This window comes from Streptomyces sp. NPDC002817 (assembly GCF_053592055.1).
Genome location: NZ_JBSFUY010000020.1, coordinates 152,723 through 172,664 on the forward strand (window position 1 = coordinate 152,723; position 19,942 = coordinate 172,664).

Genomic DNA, 19,942 nt, shown 5'->3' on the forward strand with positions numbered 1-19,942 from the left:
GAGGACGGAGGGTGCGGGATTGAGCCGTGCGGTGAGCAGCAAGGTAGAGGATCGTTCAACGATCCTTCAATACCCGTGTTGTTTCGTTCTCGTGTCTGCGGTTGAATTCCGGGCATGGCAGAGCAGCTGACCGGCCTGGCCGACGACCGTGCCCTCCTGGGCCGCACCAGCACGGCGGAGCGGGTCTCGGACATCCTCAGAAGCCGCATCGCCGAGGGCTACTTCCCACCCGGCACCCGGCTGTCGGAGGACAGCATCGGAGGCGCGCTCGGGGTGTCCCGCAACACCCTGCGGGAGGCGTTCCGCCTGCTCACCCATGAACGTCTGCTCGTCCACGAGCTGAACCGGGGCGTCTTCGTCCGGGTCCTGACGGTGGAGGACGTCGAGGACATCTACCGCACCCGCCGCCTCGTCGAGTGCGCCGTCGTGCGCGGGCTGGGTGAGCCGCCGTACGCCAAGGAAGGGCTCGCCGAGGCCGTCGCCGCCGGGCAGCGGGCGGTGCGTGAAGGTGACTGGAAAGCGCTGGGTACCGCCAACATCCACTTCCACCGGGAGCTGGTCGCGCTCGCGGGCAGCGAGCGCACGGACGAGCTGATGCGCAGCGTCTTCGCCGAACTGCGGCTCGCCTTCCACGTGGTGGACGACCCGAAGGCGCTCCACGAGCCGTATCTGGCCCGCAACCGCCAGATCCTCGGGGCCCTGCAGGCCGGGGACCGCCGGGAGGCCGAGAAGCTGCTCGCCGTGTACCTGGACGACTCGCTGGAACGGGTGGTCGAGGTGTACCGGCGACGGGTCGGCGAGGACGGCTAGCGTCCCGGTCGCTGTGACGCGGGGTCGCTTCTGTGACGTTTGGGCCGTTGTCAGACCGAGGGCCTAGTCTGTGCACCGTGACTTCGCCTGCAACGACGGACAGCGTTCCGCCCCAGCTCAGCGCGGGGCCGCGCCCGGCACCGGGCCCGGCCGCCGACGAGGGGCTGGCGCGGCGGCTGCGCGCGCTCGCCTGCACCGCGCCGCTGCACGACCTCGACGCGCGCAAGGCCAACCTGGCGGGCGAGTACTCGGTGTACGGCATGGCGGAGGTGGCCCTCTCGGCCATCGACCTGGTCACCCTGAACATGGACTTCGACACGGGCGCCGACCACGACCAGATAGTCGCCCGCCTCATTCCGCGCATCGCCGCCCAGGCCCCGCAGCGGCCCGTCGTCGAGCACGAGCGGGTGGCCCGTTGGGTCCTGGAGAACCTGATCAACGTCGGCAGCGTGGACCGTGGATTCCGGGCGGTCTACGGCACTTTCGCGACAGATGGCACCTATGTCCGGCGTGACTACGACTTCAAACTGATCGAGGAGGTGCCCGGCCCCGGTGGCTCGGTGTATCTCCGTACGACGGACGAGGCCGTCAACGTCCTGGTCGGCGCCCTCGACACCGACGTCACCAGCGCCCAGATCGCCGCCGAGGTCAAGCTGGAGGTACTGATCAGCCGCGGCCGCCTGGCCGACGCCCAACTCGCCGCCGAGCAGGCCCGCTACCGGACCGTGCAGTACTCGGAGACGCTGCGCCGAGCCCTGGACGCCACCCGGCGCAACGTCCGCGCGGTGGACTGGCTCAACGCCGTGCCCGACATGATCACCGAGGCGCTCGACCACGTCGCCGACCGCTACCGCCACGAGAACGCGATCCTCACCAACATCCGCAAGGCCCGGGACGAGTCCGAGGACCCGGAGCAGAAGCGGCGGGCCGCCGAGCTGGTCGACATCGTCAAGGACTGCATCCGCCGCCATACGCAGCTGCAGTCCCGGCTGCTGGAGGCGGGACCGCTGTTCCGCGCCGAGCAGGACCGGCAGGCCTTCGCCACCCCCATGACGACGTCGGGGACGGACCTCTACGGGCATCTCGTCGCGCCCCTGCTCCCGCTGCCCCTGGAGCAGGCGGTCCGGGTCACCGACGCGTTCTTCGCACGCGGGACCGGACTGCGTACGCCGGTTTCGGTGCGGGTCGGTGACCTCGTCGACATACTGCTGACGCCGCCGGTGGAGCGCGAGCACCTCGGCGCGGAGATGCCCGAGCCGGACCTCATCGCCACCCCGGACGACAGCCGGTTCAGCGAGGAGCAGCTGGCCTCGGCGATGGAGCTGCTCGATCTGCCCGCGGATGCGCCGCGTCGGTTGTCGGGGCTGCTTGCGGAGGCTCGCCGGCAGGATCCTGAGCTGCCTTATCTGGTGGCCCTGTTGGCGGTTCATGCGGCCAGTCCGGCGGTCGGGACCGCGTATCGGCAGGGCGAGGAGAAGCTGTTGTTCGCTGTGGACGACGGGGCTCAGCTGGATGATCCCGAGTTCGGTGGGGCGGATCTCATTGTCGGGATGGCCTTGCTGGATGCGGTGGGGATGGCTGCGGATCGGACGGAGGCCGCGTGATGGTTCTGCCGGTGGGCGACTGCGGGTCCGTTGTGGCTGGTCGTGCCCACGCGGCGGAGCCGCAAATGTCACAGCCCCGCGCCCCTGGGTCGGCTGGGCCGGCCGTTGTTTTCCAGAACAAGGAGTTGAAGTCGTGAGCGAGCACGTCGAGTGGAGTGACGCGGAGGCCCCCGCCCCTTCGGCCCCCACCGCCGTCACGCCTGCCGACGCCGCCGACGCGGCTCGGCTCGTCGCCTTCGGGTTGCAGCCCAAGCTGCAGCCCGCCCGCGATCAGGAGTACACCGAGCTGCTGCGGCGCTACCGAGAGGACCCTCCGTTCGCCCGGCTCGCCGATGCCGTGGCCGCCGGCCTCGGTCTTGTCGTGCTCGAAGTGTCCCCGCGCGCGGGGATGGCCGTGACCGCCGCCGAGGACTCCGTGTTCGCCGTGCGGATGGGTGACTACGCGCGACGCACGTCCGCCGACGGCTCGGACCGGTTCCTGCACGGGCTGGCCCATCTCGCCGTCGCCGCCATGGCGTTCCCGCGTCCCGAGGACCTCGCCGACGACGGGTACATCGGGCGGGTGAGCGTCAACGGCGTCGACGCGTTCGTCCGGCAGGCCTGCCGGCGCCTGGAGGAGCGGGCCGACGAGCTGGGCGAGAACACCGACCCCGCCACCGACGCGCCAGGGCTCGAGGCCGCCTGGCGGATCTGGGTGAGACGCAGCGCGACCGGTGCGACGAAGGACGCACGCAGACTCGCGGGTTCCACGACCGGCATCGTCGGCAAGGCCGTCGCCTTCCTCACCGACTCCGGGTTCCTCCAGCGCACCGGCGACGACAACGGCGGCACGTACCGCACGACGGCCCGCTACCAGCTCCAGGTACGGGACATGGCCGGCAGCGCCGCCATGGCCGAACTGCTGGAACTGGGTGTCGTCCCGGTCACCGACGGCACGCCGACGCTGCTGCCCGCCGAGGACACCGCCGACGAGCTGGTGGCCGACGCCGGACTGCCTTTCCACTCCTGAACTCCCCCCACCTGCCGAAGACTTACGAGAGTCCGCCATGTACGAGCTGTCCAGGGTCCGCCTCTACTCCATCGGCCCCGCCGGTGCGCGCTATGCCGACACCGTGCTTGACCTGCGCGGCGTCGGCGCGGAAGTGCCCGACCCCGCCCCCACCCAGGCGGAGTTCTTCGAAGACGAGCCCGTCGGCCCGCCGCGCCGCCCCGCGCCCGCCGGCGTGCTCTTCCTGGAGAACGGCGGCGGCAAGTCCGTACTGCTCAAGCTGATCTTCTCCGTCATGCTGCCGGGCCACCGCAACACCCTCGGCGGCGCCAGCTCCGGTGTGCTGCGCAAGTTCCTGCTCGCCGACGACTGCGGGCACGTCGCGCTGGAGTGGCAGCACACGCTGACCGGCGAGTGTGTCGTCGTCGGCAAGGTGAGCGAGTGGCGGGGGCGGCAGGTCTCCAACGACCCGCGGAAGTTCGCCGAGGCCTGGTACTCCTTCCGGCCCGGGCCCGGACTGTCCCTGGACAACCTGCCCGTCGCCGAGTCCACCGCCGTACGGCCGGCCGTCGAGGGCGCCTCCGGAGCACTCGGCCGACGCCGCACCATGAAGGGCTTCCGGGACGCCATCACCGAGGCGGGCAAGGCGTATCCGCACCTGGAGGTGCACTGGGAGGAGATCCACGACCGCTGGATCGAGCACCTCGGCGACCTCGGCCTCGACCCCGAACTCTTCCGCTACCAGCGGGAGATGAACGCCGACGAGGGTGAGGCCGCCGGCCTCTTCGCGGTCAAGAAGGACTCCGACTTCACCGACCTGCTGCTGCGGGCCGTGACGGACACCCGGGACACCGACGGGCTCGCCGACCTCGTCAGTGGCTTCGGCAACAAGCTGGGCCGACGGGCCGAGTTGATCGCCGAACGGGACTTCACCGCCGGGTCGGTGGACCTCCTCGGGCGGATCGTCGAGGCCGCCGAGGCACGCTCACGCGCGCGTGACATCCACACCGGTGCCGAACGCCGGACGCGGACGCTGGCCCGCAGACTCTCCGCGCGCGGCGCCCGGGAGCGGGTGCGCGCCGCCGACCTCGCGCAGCGGGTCACGGCCGCCGCGTACGCGGTCACGCACGCCGAGGGTTCGCGGGAGCGCAGTGCGCTGATCGCGGCCGAACTCGCCTTCCGGCACGCCTCGTTGGCGCTGGCCGCCACCGAGAAGTCCGCCGCCGCGCAGAAGCGCGAGCTCGCCGACGCCCGCACCCTGCACTCGGCCTGGCAGGCCGCCGAGGCCGTACTGCGCCACCGTGCCGCCGCCGACCGCGTCGCGCGCGTGTCCGCTGCGATCCAGGAGGCCGAGCGGGACGCGGCCCCCGCGCTGGCCGCCCGGGCCAGGGCCGCCGTCGATCTCGTACGGGCCCTGCACGCGGCCGCGGAGAGCGCCGAGACCCTCGCCAACGAGGGAGAGGAGCGGTCCGCCTCCCTTCAGGAGGTCGGCGAGACCGCACACCGGGACGCCACCGTCGCCGCCACCGAGGCGCAGCGCGCCCGCAGCGAGGTCGGGCACCTGCGGCAGCGGCTGAGCGAGGTCGAGCAGGAGACCACCGAGGCCGTACGGGCCGGCTGGCTGGACGACAGCGCGCCCGACGCCGACCCGGCGCGCGCGGCCCTCGCGGCCAGCGACGCCGAGAAGACGGCCGTCGCCGCCTGGGACACCGCGCGCGAGGCCTCGCACCGGGCCGGCGAGCACGCGCGCGAAGCGGGCTCCGCGGAGTCCCGCGCCGAGCTGACGGCAGCACGGGCCGCGGACGCGGCCACGGCCGCCGAGCGGTCCTACGAGGCCGAGAAGCGGCTCGCCGAGGCGCTGGCGGCGGAGCCGCGACTCGCGGAGCTGCTCAGCCTGACCGGGGCCTCCGATGCCGGGCACGGGGGAGTGCCGGTGCCCCGGACGGACGCCGACAGTGCGAGGAAGGACGGTCCGACCGGGCGCGACGGGGCCGGGGAAACCCTCACCCCCGAGGAACTCGACCGGTTCGCCGACGAGTTGCGCGAGCTGCTCGACGACGCCGTCTCCGCCGCCGAGCGCCACCTCTTCGAGCTGCGCACCGCCGCAGCCGACGACTCCCGGATCCTCGGCGCTCTCGGTGACGGCGGACTGCTGCCGCCGGGCCCGGACGTGCTGGCCACCGTGGAGTTCCTCGGGGAGCACGGCATCCCGGCGCTCCCTGGCTGGCGCTATCTCGCCCAGGCCGTCGACCCCGCCGACCACGCACGTGTGCTGGCCGCCCGGCCCGAGCTGGTCGACGGCGTGATCATCACCGACCCCGACACGCACGCACGGGCCCGCGAGACGCTCAGCGAGGCGGCACTGCTCCCGCGGTCCGCCGTCGCCGTCGGTACGGCCGCCGCCCTGCTCGCCCCGACTCCGGCGCCCGGTACCGGGAGCGAGGCCGTCTTCCTCGTACCGCCGAACCCGGCCATGCACGACGAGCACGCCGCCGACGAGGAGCGGCACACGCTGCGGGCCCGAGCGACCGAGCGCGACGAGGAGATCCGCTCGCTCGCGGCCCGGCTCGCCAAGGACCGGGAGCTGGCCGCGCGGCTGGCCTCCTGGCGCACCGGCTGTCCGGCCGGGCGGCTGGTCGAGCTGGCGCAGACCGCGCACGACACGCGCGCGTTCGCCGAGGAGTCGGAGGCCGAGCTGGCCGAGGCGCGGACCGTGCGGGCCGAGGCCGACGAGACCGCGGCCGAGTGCGTGCAGGTGCGCGACGAGCGCCAGGAGGCCGCCCAGAAGGCCCGGCGTGCCGCCGACGCCCTCGCAGGGCTCGCCTTCCGGCTGCGTGAGCGGGCCGGCTGGCAGGTCAAGCTGCGCGAACTCGCCGACGAGGCCACCGAGTCGGAGGCCCGTGCCCAGACCTGTCTGGAGCGCGCCCGGGCCGCCGACGAGGACCGGCGTGCCGCTCAGCGGGCCGCCGACGACGCCCGGCGCACCGCGCGTGCGCTGCGCGCCGAGCGCTCGGAGATCGCGGGCGCCCCCGACAACGTGCCGGAGAGCGACGCCGACGATCCGAAGAACTCGCTGCCCGCCCTGAGGGAGGCCTACCGGGCCGCCTCACAGCTGTACGAGAAGGTCGGCGTCGGCGCCGACCTGCGAGCCGAGCAGGCCCGCGCGGAGAGCGAGTCCAGCGCGGCCCTGGCCGACCTGGACCGGCTGAGCAACAAGGTCCGCACCCGCGCCGAGCAGCTCCTGCAGTCGCCCGACGGTTCCGACGGGCCGTCCCGGCAGGCCGCCGCAGCCCGCGCCGAGGAGCTGGTGCAGCTTCTGGAGACGCGGATGTCCACCGCGAGCGAGCAGCTCGGACGGTTGCGCGGTGAGGCCGAGCGGCACGCGCCCGAGGTCGGTGAGGCGCACACCGAGCTGTCCGAGGAGCTGGAGCCCCGTGACGCCGAGCACGCGCAGGCGCTGCTGCGTACGGCGACCGCCGAACTCGCCTCCCGCACCGAGGCGTTGACGCAGGCCAGGGAGGCGCACGCCGAGCTCCTGGACGCCCACCGTGCCGCCGAGGACGCGGCCGGCGGCTTCGACGAGATCGCCGCGATGCTGCGCGACCTGCTGCGCGAGCACACCCCCGACGAGGACCAGGAGGAGACGGAGCCGTACCCGGGCAGCCCGGAGGAGGCCCGGCAGTCCGCCGCCGAGGCCCGCCGGTCGCTGCGCGGCTGCGCCGCCGACCTGTCCGCCGCCGAGGCCGCCGTACGCGAGGCGAGCGACATCCTCGTCCGGCATGCCAACTCCACGCGCTACGAGCAGGTCCGCACCCCCGCGCGCCAGCAGATCCGCGAACTGCCCGCGTCCGCGCTGCCCGAGCACGCCCAGAAGTGGGCGGACGCCTTCGCGCCCCGACTGCGGGTCCTCACGGACGAGTTGGCGCAGCTGGAGCGGAACCGGGACTCGATCGTCGACCGGTTGCGCGGGCTCGTCGAGTCGGCGCTCGCGACCCTGCGATCCGCTCAGCGGCTGTCCCGGCTGCCAGAGGGGCTCGGCGAGTGGTCCGGGCAGGAGTTCCTGCGGATCCGCTTCGAGGAGCCCGACCAGGCGACGCTGACCGAGCGACTGGGCGAGGTCATCGACGAGGCCACGCGCGCGGCGGTGAAGAAGAACTCCGATCTGCGGCGCGACGGAATGTCTCTGCTGCTGCGGGGAGTCGGGGCCGCACTGCAGCCCAAGGGGATCGCCGTGGAGATCCTCAAGCCGGATGCCGTGCTGAGGGCCGAGCGCGTGCCGGTCGGGCAGATGGGCGACGTGTTCTCCGGCGGCCAGCTGCTCACGGCGGCCATCGCGCTGTACTGCACCATGGCCGCGCTGCGGTCCAACGACCGGGGCCGCGACAAGCACCGGCACGCGGGCACGCTCTTCCTGGACAACCCGATCGGTCGTGCCAACGCGACCTATCTGCTGGAGCTCCAGCGGGCGGTCTCGGATGCCCTGGGTGTCCAACTCCTGTACACCACGGGCCTGTTCGACACCACCGCACTCGCCGAGTTCCCGCTGGTCATCAGGTTGCGCAATGACGCCGACCTCAGGGCGGGCCTGAAGTACATCAGCGTGGAGGAGCACCTCCGCCCGGGACTGCCGCAGCAGACCCGGTCGGAGGAAGCGGGCCACAGCGAGATCACGGCGACACGGATGTTCAAGCGGCCGACGCCGACGACGTCCTGAGGGCAAGGCCGGTGCGTGGGCCGGTGTCGCCTCTCAGGAGTGCGACAACTGCCCCGCGCCGCCCCGCCGCTGTATCCGGGCCTGTGCCCGCTCCGCGGACCGCGCCTGGCGCCGGGCCCTGCGCCGCTCGCGCCGCAGGGCCCGGGCGGTGCTGCTCGGGGCCGACACGACGCCGTTGCGCTGGTTCCACACCTGACGGGTCACCCAGATGTCCAGGGCGCCCCACGTGGCCACCACGGTGCTTGCCACACTGCTGAGAACCATCGGGAACGCCAGCCAGGATCCGGCCAGTGTGCACAGGAACGCCACCATCGCCTGGACCAGCGTCACGGCGATGATCAGGACCGCCCGCACCGCCGACCTGCGCACGGGATCGGGCATCCGACGCCGCGGCGCGGCCTCGTCGATCCACAACGGCCGGTAGTACGGCTCCTCTTCCGGCGTGGCATGTTCGGTGGTCCCGGACCCGGTCCCGCTCTCGTGCGCTGGAATGTCGCGATCCAGTGCCTCGGGACTCCGCTCCTCCGCCAAGTGCGCCGCAGCGCCGTCCACGAGCGCCTCTTGCCGCTCCGCCGTGCCCATCAACGTGTCACTCCCCACCGCCAGCAGACCCCTCGCTCCGTGTGCGAACACACGTCTCCCCAGTGGCTGCCCGGCTTGCGCTGTTTTACGCCGCCCGGATGCGGGATGCGGCTCGTGTGGCCGATTCTGCACCCATTTCCCGAAGAGAAGGACGAACGAGACGCTCTGAAGATTCCCAAGAAACGAAAAATTCTGGCCAACTGGTCAGCCGTTACGGCCGGATCCGTATGAGCCGTCGAAGCGTGTTTCGGGGAGGCAATCTCCCGTAATGCCCGGACAACTCACCATCTCGCTTCACCGGTGCGGAAGTTCGCCTTCCGGACGGGTCTTCGAGTTAACTGCGTGACGGTAGTAGGCTCGCGCCGTTTGTTGACGTACATGTGTACCCCCGGCCGGCGGGGGTCGAGCTGGGGGAGGCCATGCGCTTTCGCGGGAAGTCGATCCGCCGGAAGATCGTGGCGCTGCTTCTCGTGCCGCTGGTGTCCCTGACAGCGATCTGGGGCTTCGCCACGGTACTCACGGGACGGGCGGTCGCCCAGCTTTTCCAGGTGTCGACGACTGTCGAGGACCTCGGTTATCCCACCGAGGACACCGTCCGTGTCCTGCAACAGGAACGCCGCCAGACCCTTGTCTATCTGGCCGACCCACGGGCCTCGGACGCGCTCGCCGCGCTCCGCGAGACCCGGACGGCGACCGACGACGCCATCGCCAAGATCCGTCAGAGCGCGAAGGACCCCGACGTCCGCGACGGCATGGACCAGGACGACGAGGAACGTCTCACCGCTGTGCTGGACGCCTTCGACGGCGTGGACTCCCTGCGCCGCAGCGTCGAGGAGGACGCGGTGAACCGGGTCCAGGCCCTCGAGCGCTACAACCGCCTCGTGGACCCCTGCTACGCCCTGCTGGCCTCCCTCGACGGGGTGGACAGCGTGGAGATGGACAAGCAGGCCCGCGCCCTCGTCAACATCACCCGTGCTCGCGAACTCCTCTCCCGCGAGGACGCCCTGCTCGGCTCCGCCCTCGTGGTCGGCGATCTGACGCATGGAGAGATTCGCGAGGTCTCCGACCTCATCGCGCAGCGCACTGTGCTGTACGACGTCAGCCTGCCGGTGCTGCCCGCGGCGGAACGCGAGCGCTACGACCGGTTCTGGAAGAACGCGTCCACCGCGTCGCTGCGCTCCGCCGAGAAGATCGTCGTCGACTCCGATCCCGGCGCCCCCCGCTTCATCACCGCCAAGAGCTGGGACGCCACCGCCGCCAGCGTGCTCGAATCACTCGCCACCCTCAACGACCAGGCGGGCGACCGCTATCAGGACCGGGTGCAGCCCGTGGCGATGGGCGTCATCGTGAAGGCGGCCGTCGCCGGCGTCCTCGGGCTGCTCGCCCTGCTCTTCTCGGTCGTCCTCTCCGTGCGCATCGGCCGCGGTCTCATCCGCGACCTGCGACAGCTGCGCCTAGAGGCCCACGAGGCGTCCGGCGTACGGCTCCCGAGCGTCATGCGCAGGCTGTCCGCGGGTGAACAGGTCGACGTGGAGACCGAGGTCCCGCGTCTGGAGTACGACAAGAACGAGATGGGCGAGGTCGGTCAGGCCCTCAACACCCTGCAGCGCGCCGCCGTCGAGGCCGCCGTCAAGCAGGCCGAACTCCGCGCCGGGGTCTCCGAGGTCTTCGTGAACCTCGCCCGCCGCAGCCAGGTGCTCCTGCACAAGCAGCTCACCCTGCTCGACACGATGGAGCGCCGGACCGAGGACACCGACGAACTCGCCGACCTGTTCCGCCTCGACCACCTGACCACGCGTATGCGCCGCCATGCCGAGGGCCTGGTGATCCTCTCCGGCGCCGCCCCCTCCCGGCAGTGGCGCAAGCCCGTCCAGCTCATGGACGTCGTACGCGCCGCCGTCGCCGAGGTCGAGGACTACGAGCGCATCGAGGTCCGCCGGCTGCCGCGGGTCGCCGTCACCGGTCCGGCCGTCGCGGACCTCACGCATCTGGTCGCCGAACTCCTGGAGAACGCCACGGTGTTCTCCCCGCCGCACACCGCCGTCCAGGTGCTGGGCGAGCGCGTCGCCAACGGCTTCACGCTGGAGATCCACGACCGCGGCCTCGGCATGGCGGCCGACGCCCTCCTGGACGCCAACCTGCGGCTCGCGGAGACACCGGAGTTCGAGCTGTCCGACACCGACCGGCTGGGCCTGTTCGTGGTCAGCCGGCTCGCCCAGCGGCAGAACGTCCGGGTCTCGCTCCAGCCGTCGCCCTACGGCGGCACGACGGCCGTCGTGTTCATCCCGAACACCCTGCTGACCGACGACATCCCGGACACCAACGGCCTCGGCTTCCGCCTGGACCGCCCCCAGCCCTCCAAGGAGGCCGAGCTGGAGGAGGCCCGCCGGGCCCAGCTCGCCCACGTGGCGGTGCCGCTGCCCGGTCTCACGGGAGGGCTCCTGGACGGTCCCGTCGAGCTGGAGGCGCCCGTCGACCTGGACGCCATCGACGACTTCCCCGGCGCCCTCGACGACGAGGACAGCGAACGCGGCGGTCTGTTCCGCCCGCGCCGCTCCCTGGTCCGCCCGGACGCCACCCAGGGCGAGGACCGCCACGACGCCCCCGACCACGACCTGAACGCCCCGGTGCCGCTGCCCCGCCGCCACACCCCCAAGCTGGTCAGCTCGCACGGCCGCCCGGTGACCGAGCAGCGGGAGCAGAGCGACGACGGGGCCCCTGCCGGCCCGAACCGGTCGCTCCCCCAAGAAGCTCCGCCGCTGCCCGCCCGCAGGCGCACGACGGGGCCGCAGCGGCGCGCCACCGGCGTCGCCGACCGCCTGGACGAGCAGCGCGCCGATGCCCCGACGACCACGGGGCGTGAACTCGGCGGAGCGCCGTACGGCACTCCCGCCCTCCCCAGACGCACCCGGCGCGCCGAGATCGCGTCGAGCGGCGCGAGCGAGACCTTCAAAGTCGCTCCAGAAGGCGTCGCACCCCACCAGAGCGGCCCCGGCGCCGCCCTGGAGCGGACCGGCTCCCGCCCCGTGCCACAGGAGAGCGGTGCCGAGGCCACGCCCCAGCCGATCGGACGCGGCGCCACGCCACGGGAGACCGCCCCGGGCACCGGCCCGCTGCCCCGCCGCGTACGCCAGGCCAACCTGGCCCCGCAGCTGAAGCAGAGTCCGGCCGGGCGCCGCACCGACGACAACACGGGGGTCGACGAGCGGGACGCCGACCAGGTACGCAGCCGTATGGCATCGCTCCAGCGCGGCTGGCAGCGCGGCCGTGCGGAGAACGACGCCGCGGGCGATGACACCCACAGCGGCACAGCACCACGAGGAACTAAGGGGGACGGTCGATGACCGGCCACAGCACAACCAACTCCGGCGAGCTGAACTGGCTCCTGGACGACCTGGTCGACCGCGTCGCAAGCATCCGCAAGGCCGTCGTGCTCTCCGGCGACGGGCTGGCGACGGGGGTGTCCAAGGACCTGACGCGGGAGGACGGCGAACACCTCGCCGCTGTCGCCTCCGGCTTCCACAGCCTCGCCAAGGGCGTGGGCCGCCACTTCGAGGCGGGCAACGTCCGGCAGACGGTCGTCGAGCTCGACGACGCCTTCCTGTTCGTGACGGCCGCCGGCGACGGCAGCTGCCTCGCCGTCCTCTCCGACGCGGACTCCGACGTCGGTCTGGTCGCCTACGAGATGACGCTCCTCGTCAAGCGGGTCGGTGTACATCTGGCATCCACTCCGCGCACCGATCTGCCTCAGGGCGGGTAGTGAGATGACATGAGCACAGACGGTCAGGGAAGAAGTCACTGGTTCGACGACGAGGCCGGACCGGTCGTCCGTCCGTACGCCATGACGCGTGGCCGCACCACCAGTGCGGCCCAGCACCGCCTCGACCTCATCGCGGTGGTCGTCGCGGAGGTTCAGGCGGACGACCCTGAAGGCGACCACACGCTGTCCCCGGAGCACGTGGACATCGTCGACCTGTGCCGCGACGCCCCGCAGTCGGTCGCCGAGCTGTCCTCCGAACTCGACCTGCCCATCGGCGTGGTACGGGTCCTCGTGGGCGACCTCGTGGACGCGGAGTTCGTCCATGTGAACCGACCTGTGCCGCCCGCCGAGCTGCCGGACGAGAGCATTCTGCGCGATGTGATCAACGGCCTCCGGGCGCTCTGACCGAGTGCCCCGCCCACTGAGGCGGCCGTTCCCCCGGCGCCGCCGACCGCTCACGGACGGCCCTGGGGGAACGCGGCCGCACGCCCGCCTTCCGGCCGAGCGGACCGGCGTCGCAACAGTGCTCCCGATATGATCTGACCGATCGTCGACGACCATCCGCAGACGGTCTGCCGCCACTCTGCGGATACGGTGCCGAACAGCGCGATCGGGGAGACGGACGTGACGACAGGCTGGCAGTTCTGGGTCGACCGGGGCGGCACCTTCACGGACATCGTCGCGCGTCGCCCGGACGGCCGACTGCTCACGCACAAACTGCTCTCCGACAACCCGGCCCGCTATTCCGACGCGGCGGTCACCGGAGTCCGTGAACTGCTGAACGGCTCCCAGGACCCCGTGGAAGCCGTCCGCATGGGCACCACCGTCGCCACCAACGCCCTCCTGGAACGCAAGGGCGAGCGGACCCTCCTGATCGTCACCCGCGGTTTCCGCGACGCCCTGCGCATCGCCTACCAGAACCGCCCCCACATCTTCGCCCGCCGCATCGAACTCCCCGCGCTGCTCCATGAGCGGGTCGTGGAGGTCGACGAGCGCATCGCCGCCGACGGCACCGTCCTGCGCGCCCCCGACCTGGACGCCCTCACCGGTCCTCTCCAGGAGGCGTACGACGACGGGATCCGCGCGGTCGCCGTCGTGTGCATGCACAGCCACCTCCACCCCGCCCACGAACAGGCCGTGGGACAGCTGGCCGCCCGGATCGGCTTCCCGCAGATCTCGCTGTCCAGCGAGGTCAGCCCGCTGATGAAGCTGATCCCGCGCGGGGACACCGCCGTCGTCGACGCCTACCTCTCGCCCGTGCTGCGCCGGTACGTGCAGCACGTCGCCGACGAACTCCACGGCGTACGGCTGATGTTCATGCAGTCCAACGGCGGTCTCGCCGAGGCCGGCCAGTTCCGCGGCAAGGACGCCATCCTGTCCGGTCCCGCCGGCGGGATCGTCGGCATGGCCCGGATGTCGCAACTCGCCGGCTTCGACCGCGTCATCGGCTTCGACATGGGCGGCACCTCCACCGACGTCTCCCACTTCGCCGGCGAGTACGAACGCGTCTTCACCACACAGATCGCCGGCGTCCGGCTGCGCGCCCCCATGCTCGACATCCACACCGTCGCGGCGGGCGGCGGCTCGGTCCTCCACTTCGACGGCTCCCGCTACCGCGTAGGGCCGGACTCGGCGGGCGCGGACCCGGGCCCCGCCTGCTACCGCGGAGGCGGCCCGCTGGCCGTCACCGACGCCAACGTCATGCTCGGCCGCATCCAACCCGCCCACTTCCCCAAGGTGTTCGGGCCCGACGGCGACCAGCCCCTCGACGCGGAACTCGTCCGCGACCGCTTCGCCGCCCTCGCGCGCGAGATCGGAGAGCGGACCGGCGACGAGCGCACGCCTGAGCAGGTCGCAGAGGGGTACCTCCAGATCGCGGTCGCCAACATCGCCAACGCCGTGAAGCGGATCTCCGTCCAGAAGGGCCACGACGTCACCCGCTACGCCCTCACCACCTTCGGTGGTGCCGGCGGGCAGCACGCGTGCATGGTGGCCGAGTCGCTGGGCATCCGGACCGTCCTGGTGCCGCCCATGGCCGGTGTTCTGTCCGCACTCGGCATCGGCCTCGCCGACACCACCGCCATGAGGGAACAGTCCGTCGAGGCCCCCCTGGAGGCCGCCGCGATGCCGGGCGTCCTCAAGACCGCCGACGACCTGGAGAGCGCCGCCCGCGCCGAACTCCTCGCCGAGGACGTCCCCGACGACCGCATCCGCATCACCCGACGCGCCCAACTCCGCTACGACGGCACCGACACCACTCTCACCGTCGAGCTGACCGAGCCCGGCGAGATGCGCCAGATCTTCGAAGCACGTCATCGCGCCACGTACTCCTTCACGCTCGACCGCCCGATCGTCGTCGAAGCCCTCTCCGTCGAAGCCACCGGCATCACACAACCCCCCGATCTCTCGGCCCTGACCCCCTACCAGGGCCGCACCGCCGCTCCCGGAACCGTCCGCCTCCACACGGGCGGAACCTGGCGCGACGTACCCCTCCACCGCCGCGAGGACCTGCCGCCCGGCGAGATGGTCACCGGCCCCGCGATCATCACCGAGGCCGGTGCGACGACCGTCGTCGACGACGGCTGGCAGACCGTTTCGCGAGACGACGGGCATCTGGTCATGGAACGCACGGCGGTTACGGAGAGTTCCGATCTCGACACGAAAGCCGACCCGGTTCGTCTCGAGGTCTTCAACAACCTCTTCATGTCCATCGCCGAACAGATGGGCGCCCGCCTCGAATCCACGGCCCAGTCCGTCAACATCAAGGAGCGCCTGGACTTCTCCTGCGCCCTCTTCGACCCGGACGGAAACCTGGTGGCCAACGCCCCGCACATCCCCGTCCACCTGGGCTCGATGGGCACCAGCGTCAAGGAGGTCATCCGGCGGCGCGCCGCCGGGATGCGGCCGGGGGACACCTACGCGGTCAACGACCCGTACCACGGCGGCACCCATCTGCCCGACGTCACGGTGATCACCCCGGTCTTCGACACCGAAAGCACGGAGAGTGACCGGGAGCTCCTCTTCTACGTCGCCTCCCGCGGTCACCACGCCGAGATCGGCGGTATCGCACCGGGCTCCATGCCCGCGAACAGCCGCACCATCGAGGAGGAGGGAGTCCTCTTCGACAACTGGCTGCTGGCCGAGAACGGCCGCTTCCGCGAGGACGAGACCCGCCGCCTCCTCACCGAGGCGCGCCATCCCTCCCGTAACCCGCGGACCAACCTCGCCGACCTGCGCGCCCAGATCGCCGCCAACCAGAAGGGCGTCGACGAAGTCGCCCGCATGATCGAGAACTTCGGCCTCGATGTCGTCCAGGCGTACATGCGCCACGTCCAGGACAACGCCGAGGAAGCCGTACGCCGGGTCATCGACGCCCTCGACGACGGCGAGTACGCCTACGAGACCGACTCGGGCGCCGTCATCCGCGTACGCGTGCGCGTGGACCGCGACAACCGCTCCGCCACTGTCGACTTCACCGGCACCTCGGGCCAGCTGGACAGCAACTTCAACGCCCCCTTCGCGGTGGTCAACGCGGCTGTCCTGTACGTCTTCCGGACCCTCGTCGCCGACGACATCCCCCTCAACGACGGCTGTCTGCGACCCCTGAGGATCGTCGTGCCGCCCGGCTCCATGCTCGCGCCGCAGCCGCCGGCCGCCGTCGTCGCCGGCAACGTCGAGACCTCCCAGGCCATCACCGGCGCCCTCTACGCGGCGCTCGGCGTCCAGGCCGAGGGCTCCGGCACCATGAACAACGTCACCTTCGGCAACGCCAGCCACCAGTACTACGAGACCGTCGCCTCCGGATCCGGAGCGGGCGACGGCTTTCCCGGCGCGCCCGTCGTCCAGACCCATATGACCAACTCGCGCCTCACCGACCCCGAGGTCCTGGAGTGGCGACTGCCGGTCCGGCTCGACGAGTTCGCCGTACGGCAGGACAGCGGAGGCGCCGGGCGGTGGCGCGGTGGGGACGGAGCGGTGCGCCGTATCCGGTTCCTGGAGCCCATGACCGTCTCCACCCTCTCCCAGCACCGCCGGGTACCGCCGTACGGCATGGCGGGCGGCGCACCCGGCGCGCTGGGCGCCAACCGCGTGGAGCGCGCGGACGGCACGGTCACCGACCTCGGCGGGAGCGGCGCGGCCGACGTCGGCCCCGGCGACGTACTCGTCATCGAAACCCCCGGCGGCGGAGGCTACGGCCCACCGTCGCCCCACCCCCACCAAGCAGGAGAAGAGACCGATGATCTTCGGGCGTTCTGAGCGCGGCAAGCCCCCGGTCGAGCCCGTCACGTTCAAGATCCTGGTGGCCGGCGGCTTCGGCGTGGGCAAGACCACGCTCGTGGGCGCGGTCAGCGAGATCCGGCCGCTGCGCACCGAGGAACTGCTCACCGAGGCAGGACGCCCGGTCGACGACATCAGCGGTGTCGAGAGCAAGAGCACCACCACCGTGGCCATGGACTTCGGGCGCATCACGCTCCGCGAGGACCTGGTGCTGTACCTCTTCGGGACGCCCGGGCAGGAACGGTTCTGGTTCATGTGGGACGAGCTCTCCGAGGGTGCGCTCGGTGCCGTCGTGCTCGCCGACACCCGCCGCCTGGAGGACTGCTTCGCCGCCGTCGACTACTTCGAGCGGCGCTCCATCCCCTTCGTGATCGGCGTCAACTGCTTCGAGGGCTCTGCCCGTTACCCCGTCGAGGAGGTCCGCCAGGCCCTCGACCTCGATGAGGACGTACCGCTCCTGCTGACCGACGCCCGCGACCGCGCGTCGGTCAAGGAGGTCCTCATCGGCGTGGTCCGGCACGCGATGGCCTACGCGGCGGAGCGTCGCCAGACCGCGGTCACGACCTGACCCACGGATACGGCCCGTACCCCCGCCGACCGGGGTACGGGCCGCGTTTCATGAGCACCACGCGCGCGTGCGGTCGTTGCAGCGCACGCACGCGTGCCGCTAGTTCTCCCCGTCCTCCTGCCAGCCGAAGCTCTTCTCCACGGCCTTGCGCCAGTTGTGGTACTCACGGTCCCGCACCGAGGACTCCATGGCGGGCGTCCACTCGACGTCCTTCTGCCAGTGCGACTTGAGCTGGTCCAGGTCGTTCCACACACCCGTGGCCAGCCCGGCCGCGTAGGCGGCGCCCAGGCAGGTCGTCTCGGAGACCTTCGGGCGGACCACCGGCACATCGAGTACGTCCGCCTGGTGCTGCATCAGCAGGTTGTTCTTGGTCATGCCGCCGTCGACCTTCAGGGTCGTGATGTGCACCCCGGAGTCCTGGAACATGGCGTCCACGACCTCCCGCGTCTGCCAGCTCGTCGCCTCCAGCACCGCGCGCGCGAGGTGTGCCTTCGTCACGTACCGGGTGAGCCCGGTGATGACACCGCGCGCGTCGGAACGCCAGTAGGGCGCGAACAGACCGGAGAACGCGGGCACGATGTACGCCCCGCCGTTGTCCTCGACACCCGCCGCCAGCGGCTCGATCTCGTCGGCGGTACGGATGATGCCGAGCTGGTCCCGGAACCACTGGACGAGCGCGCCCGTTATGGCGATGGACCCCTCCAGGCAGTAGACCGGCGCCTCACTGCCGATCTTGTACCCCATCGTCGTGAGCAGCCCGCTCTTCGACGGCACCGGACGGTTGCCGGTGTTGAGCAGCAGGAAGCTGCCCGTGCCGTAGGTGTTCTTCGCCGTGCCCACGTCGTAGCAGGCCTGTCCGAACACGGCCGCCTGCTGGTCGCCGAGGGCCGAGGCGACCGGCACACCGGCGAGTTGGCCGACAGCGGTGCCGTACACCTCGGCCGAGGACCTGATCTCGGGCAGGACCGCCTCGGGGATGTTCATCGCGGAGAGGATGGACTGGTCCCACTGGAGGGTCTCGAGGTTCATCAGCATGGTGCGGCCGGCGTTCGTGACGTCCGTGACGTGCCGTCCGCCGTCCGTGCCGCCGGTGAGGTTCCAGATCAGCCAGGAGTCGACGGTGCCGAAGGCGATCTCACCGTTCTCGGCCCGCGCGCGGAGCCCGGGCACGTTGTCGAGCAGCCAGGCCGCCTTCGGCCCGGAGAAGTACGTGGCCAGCGGCAGCCCGGTCTGCTCACGGAAGCGGTCCTGCCCGTCCGAGCCGCCGAGTTGTTTGGTCAGCGCCGCGGTGCGGGTGTCCTGCCACACGATCGCGTTGTGCACGGGCTTGCCCGTGGCGCGGTCCCACAGGACCGTCGTCTCGCGTTGGTTGGTGATGCCGAGCGCGCTGAGCTGGTCGGCGCGCAGCCCGGCCTTGGCGACCGCCCCGGCCACCACCGCCTGCACCTTGGACCAGATCTCGGTGGCGTCGTGCTCCACCCAGCCGGGCTTGGGGAAGATCTGCCGGTGCTCGCGCTGGTCGACGGCGACGATGGCGCCGTCCTGGTTGAAGATGATGCAACGGCTGGAGGTGGTGCCCTGATCGATCGCGGCGACGAACTTGTCCGTCATGACGTCCCCTTCGTCGGATGCTTCAGAACGCTGCGTTGAAGATGACCCCGGACAGAGCTCCGCCGATCAGCGGCCCCACCACCGGGATCCACGCGTAACCCCAGTCCGAGGTGCCCTTGTTGGGGATCGGGAGCAAGGCGTGGGTGATGCGCGGGCCCAGGTCACGGGCCGGGTTGATGGCGTACCCCGTGGGCCCGCCGAGCGACAGACCGATGCCGACCACCAGGAACGCGACGATCAGAATCGCGGTGCCCGACGTACCGAGACCCTCGGTCAGACCGAAGGCGAGGATCGGCAGCACCAGGCCGACGGTCGCGATGATCTCCGTGATGAGGTTCGCCACGGGATTGCGGATCGCCGGCGCGGTCGAGAAGATCCCCAGCGTCGGCTGCGCCTTGTCCTCCTCGGCGTTGGCCTGGAACTGGGCGAAGTAGGTCAGCCAGCACAGGACCGCGCCGAGGACGGCGCCGACCATCTGGCCGGCGATGTAGATGTGGACCTGGTCCCAGTCGCCCGTGTCGATGGCGATCCCGAGCGTCACCGCCGGGTTGAGGTGGCCGCCGGACAGCGGTGCGGCGGTGTAGGCCCCGGCCAGCACGCCGAAACCCCATCCGAACGCGATGACCACCCAGCCCGCGTCCTTCGCCTTCGAATAGTTCAGTACGACGGCGGCGACCACTCCCGCGCCGAAGAGGATCAGGATCGCGGTCCCGATGATCTCACCGAGAAATACGTCTCCATTGCTCATGGCGGCTCCTAGGCCCTGGCCCGGGGTGATCGACCCCGGTCCTCCGTGCAGGGTGCGTTTCCCATGGCGACTTCAGCCGAAGGCAGGGAGATCCCGCGCCCCGCTCGGCGTCCGTGACGAGCGTGCCGTTGCAGCCGAATCGCCCGTGGGGGAACGGACCTTGACTTCTGGGGGCCCGCGCAGCGCAGTGCGTGGATACGCCGAGAATGTACGACGATGTCGACTGACATCGGAAGTGTTCACCGGTGTCCAGGGGGCGTCAAGGATGCGGACGGCAAC

Annotated in this window: 12 protein-coding genes; 9 read left to right on the plus strand and 3 right to left on the minus strand. The window is 71.4% G+C overall.

What is annotated here, in order from left to right; genetic code table 11:
• Window positions 1-114 precede the first annotated feature (114 nt).
• The 4 genes from ACWD3I_RS31450 (at window position 115) to ACWD3I_RS31465 (ending at window position 8,116) form a co-directional block, all read left to right on the plus strand.
• Window positions 115-810, plus strand: a complete 696-nt coding sequence (locus tag ACWD3I_RS31450; RefSeq protein ID WP_266895185.1) for a GntR family transcriptional regulator — start codon at window positions 115-117, stop codon at window positions 808-810.
• Between the two features lie 77 nt (window positions 811-887).
• Window positions 888-2,414 carry a hypothetical protein gene (locus ACWD3I_RS31455; protein ID WP_365405875.1) on the plus strand — a complete coding sequence of 509 codons (1,527 nt, stop codon included), beginning with the start codon at window positions 888-890 and terminating at the stop codon, window positions 2,412-2,414.
• A 133-nt stretch (window positions 2,415-2,547) separates the two neighbouring features.
• The gene (locus ACWD3I_RS31460) at window positions 2,548-3,423 is read left to right on the plus strand and encodes a hypothetical protein (RefSeq protein ID WP_365405878.1); all 876 of its coding nucleotides are present in this window, start codon (window positions 2,548-2,550) and stop codon (window positions 3,421-3,423) included.
• Window positions 3,424-3,460: 37 nt separating this feature from the next.
• Window positions 3,461-8,116, plus strand: coding sequence for a hypothetical protein (locus ACWD3I_RS31465; protein WP_365405881.1), 4,656 nt, complete (start codon window positions 3,461-3,463; stop codon window positions 8,114-8,116).
• Between the two features lie 33 nt (window positions 8,117-8,149).
• Here ACWD3I_RS31465 and ACWD3I_RS31470 read toward each other — a convergent pair whose 3' ends face one another.
• Window positions 8,150-8,698: a hypothetical protein gene (locus ACWD3I_RS31470; RefSeq protein WP_365405922.1), complete on the minus strand. Its 549-nt coding sequence runs from the start codon at window positions 8,696-8,698 to the stop codon at window positions 8,150-8,152.
• A 419-nt stretch (window positions 8,699-9,117) separates the two neighbouring features.
• Here ACWD3I_RS31470 and ACWD3I_RS31475 point away from each other — a divergent pair, with 419 nt between their 5' ends.
• The 5 genes from ACWD3I_RS31475 (at window position 9,118) to ACWD3I_RS31495 (ending at window position 17,304) form a co-directional block, all read left to right on the plus strand.
• Window positions 9,118-12,042, plus strand: coding sequence for a nitrate- and nitrite sensing domain-containing protein (locus tag ACWD3I_RS31475; protein WP_365405884.1), 2,925 nt, complete (start codon window positions 9,118-9,120; stop codon window positions 12,040-12,042).
• Entirely contained in the window at window positions 12,039-12,458 is a 420-nt protein-coding gene (locus ACWD3I_RS31480; protein ID WP_266895195.1) for a roadblock/LC7 domain-containing protein, read from the plus strand. The genes ACWD3I_RS31475 and ACWD3I_RS31480 overlap by 4 nt, the downstream gene beginning before the upstream one ends.
• A gap of 9 nt (window positions 12,459-12,467) precedes the next feature.
• Entirely contained in the window at window positions 12,468-12,863 is a 396-nt protein-coding gene (locus tag ACWD3I_RS31485; protein ID WP_361487482.1) for a DUF742 domain-containing protein, read from the plus strand.
• A gap of 219 nt (window positions 12,864-13,082) precedes the next feature.
• Window positions 13,083-16,715: a hydantoinase B/oxoprolinase family protein gene (locus ACWD3I_RS31490; RefSeq protein ID WP_365405887.1), complete on the plus strand. Its 3,633-nt coding sequence runs from the start codon at window positions 13,083-13,085 to the stop codon at window positions 16,713-16,715.
• Window positions 16,696-17,304: a GTP-binding protein gene (locus tag ACWD3I_RS31495; protein ID WP_046262093.1), complete on the plus strand. Its 609-nt coding sequence runs from the start codon at window positions 16,696-16,698 to the stop codon at window positions 17,302-17,304. The genes ACWD3I_RS31490 and ACWD3I_RS31495 overlap by 20 nt, the downstream gene beginning before the upstream one ends.
• Window positions 17,305-17,403: 99 nt before the next feature.
• On the opposite strand, the gene glpK is transcribed toward ACWD3I_RS31495, so the two are convergent.
• Together glpK and ACWD3I_RS31505 are read right to left on the minus strand one after the other, a co-directional pair.
• Window positions 17,404-18,915, minus strand: coding sequence for a glycerol kinase GlpK (gene glpK, locus ACWD3I_RS31500; protein ID WP_365405891.1), 1,512 nt, complete (start codon window positions 18,913-18,915; stop codon window positions 17,404-17,406).
• Between the two features lie 22 nt (window positions 18,916-18,937).
• The gene (locus ACWD3I_RS31505; RefSeq protein WP_365405894.1) at window positions 18,938-19,663 is read right to left on the minus strand and encodes an MIP/aquaporin family protein; all 726 of its coding nucleotides are present in this window, start codon (window positions 19,661-19,663) and stop codon (window positions 18,938-18,940) included.
• Between the last annotated feature and the right edge of the window lie 279 nt (window positions 19,664-19,942).